Source organism: Streptomyces atroolivaceus (assembly GCF_000717025.1).
GTDB classification, from domain to species: Bacteria; Actinomycetota; Actinomycetes; order Streptomycetales; family Streptomycetaceae; genus Streptomyces; species Streptomyces atroolivaceus.
Window position 1 is genome coordinate 275,128 of the sequence record NZ_JNXG01000011.1, and the last position, 12,802, is coordinate 287,929.

11 protein-coding genes are annotated in these 12,802 nt (G+C 68.5%); all 11 read right to left on the reverse strand.

The window, feature by feature from the left end; genetic code table 11:
• Positions 1–30: 30 nt before the first annotated feature.
• Positions 31–1,284: an MCE family protein gene (locus OO67_RS21910; protein WP_033302755.1), complete on the reverse strand. Its 1,254-nt coding sequence runs from the start codon at positions 1,282–1,284 to the stop codon at positions 31–33.
• Entirely contained in the window at positions 1,284–2,432 is a 1,149-nt protein-coding gene (locus tag OO67_RS21915) for an MCE family protein (RefSeq protein WP_033302756.1), read from the reverse strand. Before OO67_RS21915 ends, OO67_RS21910 begins: the two co-directional genes overlap by 1 nt.
• A complete protein-coding gene (locus tag OO67_RS21920; protein WP_033302757.1) occupies positions 2,429–3,577 on the reverse strand; it encodes an MCE family protein in 1,149 nt (382 codons plus the stop codon). Before OO67_RS21920 ends, OO67_RS21915 begins: the two co-directional genes overlap by 4 nt.
• A gap of 1 nt (position 3,578) precedes the next feature.
• Entirely contained in the window at positions 3,579–4,595 is a 1,017-nt protein-coding gene (locus OO67_RS21925) for an MCE family protein (RefSeq protein WP_033302758.1), read from the reverse strand.
• On the reverse strand, positions 4,592–5,623 hold the full coding sequence (locus OO67_RS21930; RefSeq protein ID WP_033302759.1) for an MCE family protein: 1,032 nt from the start codon (positions 5,621–5,623) through the stop codon (positions 4,592–4,594). Before OO67_RS21930 ends, OO67_RS21925 begins: the two co-directional genes overlap by 4 nt.
• Positions 5,620–6,924: an MCE family protein gene (locus tag OO67_RS21935; RefSeq protein WP_033302760.1), complete on the reverse strand. Its 1,305-nt coding sequence runs from the start codon at positions 6,922–6,924 to the stop codon at positions 5,620–5,622. The genes OO67_RS21930 and OO67_RS21935 overlap by 4 nt, the downstream gene beginning before the upstream one ends.
• On the reverse strand, positions 6,924–7,727 hold the full coding sequence (locus OO67_RS21940) for an MlaE family ABC transporter permease (RefSeq protein ID WP_031094766.1): 804 nt from the start codon (positions 7,725–7,727) through the stop codon (positions 6,924–6,926). Before OO67_RS21940 ends, OO67_RS21935 begins: the two co-directional genes overlap by 1 nt.
• Before the next feature lie 3 nt (positions 7,728–7,730).
• Entirely contained in the window at positions 7,731–8,579 is an 849-nt protein-coding gene (locus tag OO67_RS21945) for an MlaE family ABC transporter permease (RefSeq protein WP_033302761.1), read from the reverse strand.
• On the reverse strand, positions 8,576–9,559 hold the full coding sequence (locus OO67_RS21950) for an ABC transporter ATP-binding protein (protein WP_033302762.1): 984 nt from the start codon (positions 9,557–9,559) through the stop codon (positions 8,576–8,578). Before OO67_RS21950 ends, OO67_RS21945 begins: the two co-directional genes overlap by 4 nt.
• Positions 9,560–10,268: 709 nt before the next feature.
• Entirely contained in the window at positions 10,269–11,225 is a 957-nt protein-coding gene (locus OO67_RS21955; protein WP_033302763.1) for a hypothetical protein, read from the reverse strand.
• A gap of 68 nt (positions 11,226–11,293) precedes the next feature.
• A complete protein-coding gene (locus OO67_RS21960) occupies positions 11,294–12,793 on the reverse strand; it encodes a DUF6801 domain-containing protein (RefSeq protein WP_033302764.1) in 1,500 nt (499 codons plus the stop codon).
• Between the last annotated feature and the right edge of the window lie 9 nt (positions 12,794–12,802).

Below are 12,802 nucleotides of genomic sequence, written 5' to 3' on the forward strand. Positions count from 1 at the left end.
CCCATCCGCTGAGGCTCTTCGCACGGGGATTCACGCGCCACCGCCCAGGCCGAGCAGGCCGGCCATGCCGCCGGCCCCGGGTGCCTCTCCGGTGGCACCGAGGGCTCCGGGCAGTCCGGCCGAGTCGGTACCGGAGAGCGGGGAGCCGGGCACCGCAGGCTCCGGCACGCCGCCGCCCCCGGGTGCGTTCGCGCTGCCGCGGACGTTGATGCCACTGCCCGGCGAGGAGGCGCAGCGAGCCTTGTCGTTGACCGCGGGGGCGGGTGAGACGTCCTTGCCCGGGCGGTAGGTGGTCGAGCCGTATCCGGCGGTGCAGGGCAGCGGCTCGAAGAAGGTGACGGACATCCCGAACCGGGCGTTCCCGTCCTCGTCGATGATGCTCGCACCGGCCGCCGCGACCGCGGGCACCTTCACCAGCAGCTCCTCCAGGCCCCGTTGCCGGGTGACCGCCACCTCGGAGGTGGTGAGCAGGTTGGCGACGACGACTCCGAAGCCGGGTTCGAGGTCGCGCAGGAGTCCGCTGATCTGGGCGGTGGCACCGGGCGCTGTCGCGATCAGCCGGCGCAGGTCGGTGTCGGATCCCTTGAGTTCGGCGGCGAGTTCCTCGGCGCCGGACGCGAATCCCTTGAGCGCCTCGCCCTGTTCGGCCTGGGTACGCAGGACCGTCTCGCCGTCCGCCATCAGCTTGGTGGTGGTCGGCAGGGCCTCGTCGGCGGCCTCGACGAAGTCGCTGCCGGTGTCGAGCAGGACCTGCAGGTCGTCGCCGCGTCCCTCGAACGCCGCACCGAACTCCTCGACCACGGTACGCAGAGCTTCGGCGTCGACGGAGGCGGTGAGGTCGTTGACACTGGTGAGGACGTCGGTGACGGGCGCCGGAATGGTGGTGTCGGCCTGGTCGATGACCGAGCCGTTCTCCAGGAACGGCCCGTCCTCGCGGGTGGGACGCAGGTCGATGTACTGCTCGCCGACCGCGGAGAGGCTGGCCACGACGGCCTGCAGGCTGTCGGGGATGCGGGGCGCGTCGTTCTCGATGCGCAGCTCGGCCTCGACGCCGTCGTCGGTGAGCTCGATCGGGCCGACCCTGCCGACGGAGACACCTCGATAGGTGATGTTGGAGTGGGTGAACAGACCGCCCGTCTGCGGGAGTTGCACCGTGACGGTGTAGTAGCTGCGCAGGCCCACGTAGTGGCCGAGGTCGGCGTAGCGGGCGCCGAGGTAGCCGAGGACGAGCACCGCGATGATCAGGAAGGCGATGTTCTTGAGCCGGGTGGCGAGGGTGATCATCAGCGGGTGCCCTCCGTGCCGGATGCGGTGACCGACGGAAGCGGCAGGGGCAGTGCCGAGCCGGACTTCTGCTGGGTCCCGGTCGCCGGCGGGGCGTCCGGGGTGAGTGCGGGGATGATCTGGGTGCCGGGCATGGCGGTGACGTCCAGGTAGACGTTGAGGTAGTCGCCCTTCACGCCGCGCAGCACCTCGTCCGTGAACGGGTAGGTGAGCAGCACCTGCAAGGAGTCGGGGAGGTCGTTCCCCGAGTCGGCGAGAGCCGTGAGGGTGGGGGCGAGAGCCTTGAGGTCGGCGACCATGTCCGCCTTGCTCTTGTCGATCGTGTCCACGGCGACGGTGGAGAGCGTGTCGAGCGAGCGCAGCATGGTGAGGAGGGATCCACGCTGCTTCTCCAGGACCTTCAGGCCCGGGCTGAGTCCGGTCAGTACGGTTCCGACGTCCTGTTTCCGGGTGGCGAGCGTGGCGGCGAGCCGGTTGACTCCGTCGAGCGCGTCGGTGATGTCCTCCTTGTGCTCGTCCAGGTTGGTGACCAGCGTGTCGACGCGGCTCAGCATCGAGCGGATCTGGGGTTCCTGTCCGGCCAGTGCTCTGTTGAGCTCGGTGGTGATGGTCTTCAGCTGGGCGACGCCCCCGCCGTTGAGGAGCATGGACAGGGCTCCGAAGACCTCTTCGACCTCGGGGTTGCGGTTGGTGCGTACGAGCGGGATCCGGTCACCGTCGGACAGTGAGCCCTTCGCCGTGCCCTCGGCGGGCGGTGAGAGCTGGACGTACTTCTCGCCGAGGAGGCTGGACTGTTCGAGGTGGGCGTACGCGTTGGCCGGCATCCTGATCTTCCCGTTGACGCGCATGGTCACCTTGGCGGTCCAGCTGCCCGGGGTGAGGGAGATCTTGGTGACCCGTCCGACGGCTACGTCGTTGACCTTGACGGACGACTGCGGCGCGAGGCTGAGGACGTCCCCGAACTCGGCGGTGATCTCGTACGGGTGGTCGCCGAGGTCGGCTCCGCCGGGCAGCGGCAGCTGGTCGATGCCCGAGAACGACGGCAGACCGGTGGTCGTGGCGACGAGCACGAGACCGACGCCTGCGGCGACCAGGGCGCCGAGGCCCGTGACCGTGCGGGTGCCGGGTCTGCGCAGGGCGGGGCTCATCGGTCCGTCTCCTTCTTCTCGCCCTTGCCGGACTTCTTCTTCGCGGCCCCCGTGTCCGCCGGGGTGCCGTAGACGGTGCCGACGGCGGGCAGCGGCAGGACGGGCAGGACCTTCTGCCGGGTGGCGTCCACCGGGGCCAGCCCTTCGAGGCCGGCGGTTCCCGTCCCGGGTTCGAGGAGCGGGCCGCCCATCGACAGCTCGTTGAGGTTCGTGCGCCCGTTGAGGGTGCGGTTCGCCGGGTCGTACGCGTTGAGCACGTTGCCCGCCGCGAGCGGCAGCGTGTCGAGCGACTCGGCGAGCGAGGCACGCTGGTCGACCAGGGTCTGGGTGAGCGGTACCAGGAGGTCGACGTTCTTCTTGAGCGCACCACGGTTCTTCTGGATGAAGCTCTTGACCTGGCCGAGTGCGGTGCCGAGCTCTCTCAGCGCGGCGCTGAGGTTCTCCTTGTCCTCGGCGAGGAAGCCGGTGACGGAGTTGAGCTGCTGCTCCGCGGCCCGCACCTCACCGTCCTTCTCCTTGAGCATGGTGGTGAAGGTCTGGAGGTGGGACAGCGTGCCGAAGAGGTTTCCGCTGCTCCTGTCGAGCGTCTTGGTCGCCTTGCCGAACTGCTCGATGGAGTCCCCGATCGCCTCTCCGTTGCCCTTGAGGTTCTCGGAGCCGGTCTTCAGGAGTTCGGAGAGCGCTCCGTCGGCGTTGGCGCCGTCGGGGCCGAGTGCCGTGGAGAGCTCGGTGATCGACTCGTAGAGCTGGTCGACCTCGATGGGTGTGGCGTTGCCGGCGGCGGGCAGGACGGCACCGCCCTCCAGCCGCGCTCCCCCGGTGTAGGCCGGAGCGAGCTGCACGTACCGGTCGGCGACGAGGCTGGGGGCGACGACGAGGGCGTGCGCGTCCGCGGGAACACTGACTCCCTCGTCGAGCCGCAGCGTGATCCGGACCTCCTCGCCGCGCGGGTCGACCGATTCGACGGTCCCCACCTTCACCCCGAGGACCCGAAGGTCCGACCCCGGGTACACACCGGTGGCCCGGTCGAAGTAGGCGGTGATGGTGGTCGTGCCCTCCTGCTCCATGGCCGTCACGCCCGAGCCGACGGCCACGGCCACGACGGCGAGTCCGGCGCCGATGCCGGTGATGCGGGTGCGTCTCATGTCAGCGGCCCCCCTGCTTCGGCGGCATGCAGTCGTTCTTCGGGGGTGTGCCCTTCGGCAGGTAGTCCTTCGGGACGACCCCGCACACGTAGTTGTCGAACCAGCGGCCGTTGCCGAGGGTGTTGCCGACGAGCCGGTTGTAGGTGCCGGCCATGGAGAGCACCTTGTCGAGGCTCTTGCGGTTCTTCACCAGGACGGTGGTGACCCGCCCCAGCGAATCGAGGGTGGGCTGCAGCTGCTTGTTGTTGTCGGTGACGAGACCGGTGAGCTGTGTGCCGAGGTCCCGGGTGCCGGTGAGCAGCAGGTGGATGGAGTCGCGCCTGGCCTGGATCTCGCCGAGGAGCAGGTTGCCGTCCTCCAGGAGGGTCTCGAAGCTGCTCTTCTTGGTGGCGAGCGTCTTGGTGAGCTGCTTGCTGCCCTTGAGGAGGGTGGCGAGCTGCGCGTCGCGTTCGGAGACCGTCCTGGACAGGGCGGAGAGCCCTTCCGCGGCGCTGCGTACGTCGGGCGGCGAGTCCTTGAAGGTGTCCGAGATGGTCCGGAAGCTCTGGGCGAGCTGGGCCGTGTCGATCTCCTCGATGGTCTCGCCGAGCCCGTTGAACGCCTGGGTGACGTCGTAGGGGGAGGTCGTGCGGCTCGACGTGATGCGGGAGTCCGGGTCCTGCGGGGCGTCGCCGAGCGGGTCCACCGCCAGGTACTTCTCGCCCAGAAGGGTCTTGACGGCGATGCCGACGGTGGAGGAGTTGCCTATCCAGGCGTCCTTCACCTTGAAGTCGACCTTCACCTTGGCGCCGTTGAGTGAGACTCCGGTGACCTCTCCCACCTTCACGCCGGCGATCCGCACCTCGTCGCCGGTGTCCAGACCGGCGGACTCGCTGAAGTCGGCGCTGTAGGCGGTGCCGCCGCCGATGAAGGGCAGTGCGTCGGCCCGGTAGGCGGCGAGGCCGACCAGGGCCAGGACGACGAGCCCGATGACGCCGATGGCGACGGGGTTGCGTTCCCGTACGGGCTTGATCCTCATCCCGTGCACCTCGATCCGCCGATCGTGATGCCGGTGGGCGGGGCGCTGCCGTCCTCGGTCGTCACACCGGTGACCTTCGCCTCGCAGAGGTAGAGGTTGAGCCAGGACCCGTAGGAGGTGAGACGGGTGATCGCCTCCATCTTGGCGGGCGTCTTCTCCAGGAAGCTCTCGATCTTCGGTGCGTTCCTGTCGAGCTGTCCGGTGAGCCGGCCCAGCTGCGCGATGTCCTTCTTGAGCGGTGCACGGCCGTCCTGGAGGAGGTCCGCGGTGACGGTGGTGAGTGCCCCCATCGCCGTGACCGCGTCGCCGAGCGGCTTGCGGTCGCCGGAGAAGCCCTTGACGAGTTTCTCGAGGGTGACGACGAGGTCGTCGAAGCCGGCCTCGCGGTCGTTGACGGTCTTGAGGACCGTGTTGAGGTTCTTGATCACCTCACCGATCACCTTGTCCTTGGCCGCGACGGTGCCGGTCAGTGATCCGACGTGGGAGAGGATGCTGTCGACGGTGCCGCCCTCGCCCTGGAGGACCTGCACGATGGACCCGGCGAGCTGGTTGACGTCCGGCGGGGAGAGTCCTTCGAACAAGGGCTGGAAGCCGTTGAAGAGCTGGGTGAGGTCGAGCGCGGGCGTGGTCCGCGAGAGCGGGATCGTCGCCCCGGATCCGAAGGTCGCCCCCACCGGCCCGGCGCCCTGGTCGAGGTCGATGTAGCGCTGGCCGACCATGTTGAGGTACTTGATCGACGCGGTCACCGAGGCGGGCAGCTCGCGGCCCCTGCGTACGGCGAAGCCGACTTCGGCCTGCCGTCTGTCGGCGACCCGGATGGACTCGACCTGCCCGACCTTGACGCCCGCGATCCTGACGCTGTCACCGACGACCAGTCCGGTGGCGTCGGTGAACCTGGCCTTGTACGAGGTGGTGTCGCCGACGCCGGTGTTGGCGATGGACAGGCCGAGGACGGTGGTGGCCAGTGCGGTCACCACCACGAAGACGAGGGATTTCGCGAGCGGTCCCGCGAGGGAGCGGCGCTTCACTTGAGCTTCACCTCCGCGCCGCGGAAGGCCGGACCGATGAGCACGCTGCTCCAGTCGGGCAGGGACCGCGGCTGGACTTCGAGTGAGGGGGCGACGAGTTCGTTGACGAGCCGGCTCTCCTGGGGAGAGTTCGGCATGCCGAGCGCACTTTCGGTGGCTGCGGGCGCTTCGGCCGGTCCCGCGTCACCTGTGTTCCGCGGCGGGTCGGAGACCTTTCGCGCGTCGGCGGTCGGGACCGCCCTGCCGGTGTACGGCACCGAGTAGCAGTGCGGGCCGCCGGTGGCGTCGTAGACCGGGGTGTCCTTGCCGGCCACGTACTTGCCCTTGGACTCCACCGCCTTGACGGTGACGTGCAGTCCCGGCTTGTCGGTGCCCTTGCCGAGGGCCTTGTCCATGGCGGGGACGAACCCGGCCATCGTGCGCAGGGTGCAGGGGAAGGAGTCGGAGTACTCGGCGAGGAGTTCCAGTGTCGGGCGGCCGGATGCGGAGAGACGGATGAGGTTGTCCTTGTTCTTCCGCAGGAAAGCGGTGACGTCGTTCGCGGAGGCGGTGGTGGATCCGTACAGGTCGGCCAGTTCCGCCTGCTGCTCGGCGATCGTGCCGCTGGTGGTGGTGAAGTCGGTGAGCGCCTCCAGGACGTCGGGGGCGGCGTCGGCGTAGAGATGACTCACCTTGACCAGTTCCTTGATGTCCGCGTTGAGCGTGGGGAGTTGGGGGTTGAACTCCTTCAGGTGCGCGTCGAGGGTGACCAAGGTGTCGCCGAGCTTGTCACCGCGTCCCTCGAGCGCCTGGGACACTGCGCCCAGGGTCGCGGCGAGCTTCTCCGGCTTGACGGCGGTCAGCATCGGCAGGACGTTGTCGAGTACCTCCTCCAGCTCGATCGCGTTGCTGGAGCGGTCCTGCGGTATCACCGCCCCGGCCCGCAGGGTCTCGGCGGAGGGGACCGCGGGAGGCACGAGAGCCACGTACCTCTCCCCGAAGAGGGTGGTGGGCAGCATCTGGGCGGTGACGTCGGCCGGGATCCGGCCGAGCCGGTCCGGCTGGATGGCGAGGGTGAGCCGGGCCCCGTCACCGTCGGCCGCGATGTGGCGCACTTCGCCGATCACGACGCCGCGCAGCTTCACCTCGGCGTTGTCGTGCATCTCGTTACCGACACTTCCGGTGCGCACCGTCACTGTGGCGTCGTCGGCGAAGTCCTTCTCGTACACCGAGACCGACACCCATACGAGGACGGCGGGCACGAGCACGAAGGTCACGCCCGCGAGTCTGCGGCGCACCGTCTGCGCCGTGGAGGAGGACATCAGCCGGCCACCTTCACCGTGGTCGTCGCGCCCCAGATGGCGAGCGAGAGGAAGAAGTCGGTGACGCTGATGAGCACGATGGCGTTCCGCACCGACCGGCCCACGGCCACTCCGACGCCGGCGGGGCCGCCGGTCGCGTGGAAGCCGTAGTAGCAGTGGGCGAGGATCACCAGCACGCTGAAGATCAGCACCTTGAGCACCGACAACAGGACGTCGTCCGGGGAGAGGAAGAGATTGAAGTAGTGGTCGTAGGTGCCCGCCGACTGCCCGTTGAACAGGACCGTTATGTAGCGGGAGGCCAGGTAGGAGGAGAGCAGCCCGATCGCGTAGAGCGGGATGATGGCGACGACGCCGGCGATGATGCGTGTGGTGACGAGGTACGGCATGGAGCGCACACCCATCGCTTCCAGCGCGTCGACCTCCTCGTTGATCCGCATCGCGCCGAGCTGGGCGGTGAAGCCGGCGCCGACGGTTGCGGAGAGGGCGAGGCCCGCGACGAGCGGGGCGATCTCCCGGGTGTTGAAGTAGGCGGAGATGAAGCCGGTGAAGGCGGAGGTGCCGATCTGGTCGAGGGCGGCGTACCCCTGGAGACCGACGACCGAGCCGGTGGCGAGGGTCATCGCGATCATCACGCCGATGGTTCCGCCGATGACCCCGAGACCGCCGCTTCCGAAAGCGACCTCGGCGAGGAGCCGCTGCACCTCCTTGAGGTAGCGGCGCAGGGTCCTCGGGATCCAGATCAGGGCGCGTACGTAGAAGGTGAGCTGTTCGCCGGAGCGGTCCAGCCAGCCGAGCATCGACATCGCTCAGCCCCCCTTCGGGGGGACGATCTGCAGGTAGATCGCCGTGAGGACCATGTTGACGGCGAACAGCAGCATGAAGGTGATGACGACGGACTGGTTGACCGCGTCCCCGACGCCCTTCGGGCCACCGCGCGGGTTCAGTCCCCGGTACGCGGCGACGATGCCCGCGATGAAACCGAAGATCAGCGCCTTGAGTTCACCGATGTACAGGTCGGGCAGCTGGGCCAGGGCGGAGAAGCTCGCGAGGTAGGCGCCGGGGGTCCCGCCCTGCATGATCACGTTGAAGAAGTAGCCGCCGAGGGTGCCGACGACGGAGACCAGGCCGTTGAGCAGGACGGCGACGAGCATGGTGGCCAGCACCCGGGGGACGACGAGTCGCTGGATGGGCGAGACGCCCATGACCTCCATGGCGTCGAGCTCCTCGCGGATCTTGCGGGAACCCAGGTCGGCGCAGATGGCGGAGCCGGCCGCCCCGGCGATCAGCAGCGCCACGATGAGCGGACTGGCCTGCTGGATGACGGCCAGGACGCTGGCCCCACCGGTGAAGGACTGGGCGCCGAGCTGTTCGGTGAGGGAGCCGACCTGGAGCGCTATGACCGCGCCGAACGGGATGGAGACGAGGGCGGCGGGCAGGATGGTGACGCTGGCGACGAACCAGAACTGCTCGATGAACTCCCTTACCTGGAAAGGACGCCGGAAGATGGCCCGGGCGACCGCCAGGGCGAGGGCGAACAGCTGGCCGGTCTGACGCAGCGGCGCGAGGAGCCGCGAGGGCGGCCTCTGCCGCGGTGTCTTCTCCCGTGCCTCCTCGGCGGCCGGCTCGGGCGGCCGTACGGGCAGCGGTGCCGTCATCGGCGCCCACCGTCCAAGGTCGGCGTGTAGCTGTTCATGATGGCCGTACGGGCGGCGTCCGGCAGCTGGCCCATCATGGAGAGGACGCGCTCCCGGCGGCGCAGGGCGCCCTGCCGTACGGGCAGTCCGGGTGAGGGCTCCAGTTGCGGTACGACGGTGCGCGGCCCGGCCGTGTGACCGAAGCCGTTGGTCTGCTCCGCTGCGAGGGTGGCCGCGTCCTTCTCCTCGGACATGCCGATGGGGCCTTCGCGGCGTCCGGCGAGGAACTGCGAGACGACGGGCATGTCGCTGGTGAGCAGAACCTCGCGCGGGCCGAAGGTGACGAGGTTGCGGCAGAACAGCATCCCCATGTTGTCGGGGACGGTGGCCGCGATGTCGAGGTTGTGGGTGACGATGAGCATCGTCGCGTCGATCTGGGCGTTGAGATCGATGAGGAGCTGCGAGAGGTAGGCCGTACGCACCGGGTCGAGCCCGGAGTCCGGCTCGTCGCAGAGGATGATCTGCGGGTCCAGGACGAGGGCACGGGCGAGACCGGCCCGCTTGCGCATGCCGCCGGATATCTCGCCCGGCAGCTTTCCCTCGGCGCCCAGCAGTCCCACGATGTCGATCCGCTCCATGACGATGCGGCGGATCTCGGACTCCTTCTTGCGGGTGTGCTCACGCAGGGGGAAGGCGATGTTGTCGAAGAGCGACATCGAGCCGAAGAGTGCGCCGTCCTGGAACATGAGGCCGAAGAGTTTCCGGGTCTCCATGATTTCGCGCTCGGGGCTGTTCACCATGTCGACGCCGTTGATGAGGACACGGCCCTTTTCCGGTTTCAGCAGTCCGATGATGGACTTCAGGAACACGGTTTTCCCGGTGCCGGAAGGCCCGAGCATGACACTCACCTCACCGGCCGGCAGCGTGAGACTGATGTCCTGCCAGATGTTCTGCTTGCCGAAGGACTTCGTCAGGCCTTCGACGACTACTTCGATACCCATCGGCCCTCCCTCGAAGTGGTGGTGAACGACGTCATCTGTCAGCGCTCCGGCTCCGGTAAAAGCAATGGCGACTCGTCACACATGCACCAGGAGGCGCACGTTAAGTCCGTCGAATCCGCCAGGACAAGCCGTTGAACAGCGGGAATCGGCGGAAGTGGATCTCCGGGTGGATCATTTGTCACCGAATGACAAACCCGCCCGGCGACTTTGTCGGATTCTGCGCAAGCTCTCCGACTGCACCGGGGTCCCGCGGCCCAGGGGGGCCGGAGCCACGAGACCCCAGCAGTTGGGAGCACCCCGCCCCGGCGAGAGGGTTCAGGACCGGGGGAACTCCCGAAGGAATCCCGGGTCAAGGGGGCACGACCAGGACTCCACGTGCGTCGAACGAGCAGGTACGGACGCCTTTCCGATCTGCTCAAGCCGGACGCTACGGGCCGGTAACCTAAGTCCGCAATAGCACTTCACGAACTTTCTCCCAGGTAATTGCACAGCACCGTTTTCTTGTGAAGCAATGAGCAATCAGGACGCGAAACCTATCGAAAAGTGAGGACCTGCGGGCCGAAGCCGCGGGCATCGGAGCCCCGCCCCGGACACGCCGAAGCCCGCCCCGACCAGGGTTCATTCGGTCGGGGCGGGCTCTTGGGCACTCAAGGGCGGGACGCACGGAATGACAAGAAGCCGGCTGCGGCGCCCGCACCGTTCCGTGCGGCTACTTCACCGCGGAGTGCCAGCTCTCGGAGAGCTCCTTGCCGGCGTCGGGCACCGACAGTCCCGGAGCGGTGAGACCTGCCGTGTAGGTCTTGGCGTCGTTGAGAACGAGGTTGCTCGAGCCGGCGGCGGCGGGCAGGCCGACCTTGAGGTCGATCGCCCAGCTGAGAAGTCCGCCGAGGCCGCAGCCGCTCGCCTTCGGCACCGAGAACTGGCTGTCACCCTGGGCCGCCCCGGACAGGGCGATCTGGATCAGCGAGCCCTCGTCCGGGTTCGCCGTGCCGTCAGCGTTGAATCGTGAGGCCGCGAAGCTGGGGGCGCTGATGTTTCCGGGACGCAGAAGCACCGGGTTACTGCTGCTTCCTATGTAGCAGTTGGAGCCGAGCAGCGGGTTCTCCAGGCGGATCTTGACGGGCAGCTTGACGATCGGCCCGGAGGATATGCCCGCGACCAGGCTGAAGTCGGTCGGCGTGCCGGCCGACTCGACCGTCGCGGTCACCTTGTTCAGGGTGGCGTTGGTGATCTGCCCGCAGACGGCCGAGACCACGGGGACGTTGCTGGGGCACATGATGCCGAGCAGCCCGCCGGGGATGGTGGTCTTGCCGGTGATGAGGGATCCGGCCGGCGGCGGGACGACCGTGTAGGTCCCGTCGGCCGGGTGCTGGATGACACCGAACTGCAGGTTCGTCGAGCCGGTCGTCGCCTCGGTCTTGCCCAGCTTGATCGACCCGTTGGGCGAGGTCGACGTCACGCACAGGGGGACGTCCGTGTCGCCGTCCGCCGCGAGCATCGCGGGGGCATCCACCGGACAGCGGTCGAACGGTGCCCAGCTGCCGTTGAGCTGGGTCGCTGCGGCAGGGGCGGCACCGGCCGGCGACGCGGTCAGGGGCATGACCAGCGCGGCGGACGCGGCGACGGCGCCGGTGGCCTTGATCCAGGTCTTCGAGGCAGATCTCATCGTTCCCTCAATTCGTGAGGCGGGTCGGGGGATTGCTGTGTTGGTGCGGTTGGTCGTGCGGATTCGGGTCAACGGCTGGCTTCGGGCGTGTCCGTCGGCTCGTAGGCGTCCGTGCACACGCCACCGGCACCGGGCGTGTGCTGAGAGGGCGCACAAGGAGCCCCCTGCACCTGTTTGACGTAGCCGGGCACTCCGGACAGGGACGCGGTGAAGATGTTGTCCAGGTCCTCGTCGGCACCGCACCCGCTGAAGGGAGGCAGTGTCACCGCTCCGGTCAGCTCGCCCCCGGTCGCCAGGGTGTACCCCACCTGGACTCCGTCCTTCAGCGTCATGTGCCCCTCCAGTCTCAGGGTGAAGGGTTTACTGGTGCGGCAGTTGTCACCCACGTCCAAGGGCACGCCGTTGACCTCGACGTCACGGAGCCTGAGCATCAGCTCGAGAGTCACCGCCGTCACGGCCTTGGTCGAGCCCTCGGCGATGTTGATCGCCAGGTCGGACTTGATGTTCGGGACACGAGTCCCGTCAGGGTTGGTTCTCGGGGGGATCTGCGTCATTTCCAGCGTCGCGGTCGTCGGCATGAATCCGAACGTCAAGAAGGTGCCGGATGCAGGCGGGAGCTGTGGCTTCCCCTCGTGGTCGAGGTCGACCGCCGAGTCCTGGTACACGTGCAGGAACTCACCCTCGGGTACGACCCTGCTTTCGCCCTGCGTGATCCGCGCACAGGCCAACGGGAATTTGGTCGCCCCCTTGAGTTTTGCCACGTTGGCGTAGCCGGTGACAAAGGCGACCATGCCCATGTAGTCACTCGGATCGCCCGCACACGGAGGCGCATCGGCCGCAGCGGGCCGCGCCGGAGTTCCGACCTTCGGGAGGTCCTCGTCTCCGCCTGTTACCTCTTCCTCGGGCCAGGATCCGGTCGGGGTGGGCTCCGCCCCCGGCTCCCCGCCCCCACCGCTCACGGGCACCTCTGCCAGCGTGGCCTCCTGCCCGGCGTCCAACGCGCAGCTCAGGGACAGGGCCGGCGGCTCGGCCGGTGCCCCGTCGGCCTTCTTGAGAGCGAGTTCCACGGAGAGGGCGCCCGCCTCGAATGCCAGGTCACCGGGCGCCTCGGGCTTCACGTAGGGGACGCTCCCCGACGTACTCAGCGCCAGGTCGCCCGCTTCGGGGACCGGTGCCGGATCGGCGGTCTTCCCGATCCACTCCGTCCGGGCGCGCTGATCCCCCTGGACGACGTCTACCGAGAGTTGCGCCTCCGCACTCACGGTCGCCGCTCCGGAGCCGGAAAGTGCGGCCGCCGCGCCCTCGGGCAGCGTCAGGTCCAGCCCCAGGTCCTCGGGCTGGATCGTCTGTCCTGCCTGAGCGGACTCGGGAACCTTGGCGGTGACGACGACCTTCACCGGCTGCTCGCCCTCCGGAAGGCCGCAAGTGTAAGCCAGCTCCGTATCGACATCCTGCACACCGACTGCGGCCTGCGCACCGGGGACCATGCTTCCCAGCAGCACCGCGGTGGCCACCGCCGCGCCCCGCGCCGTGCGCCTGCGTGCTCCCGTCGTACGAGTGCCTCTCACTGACGATGT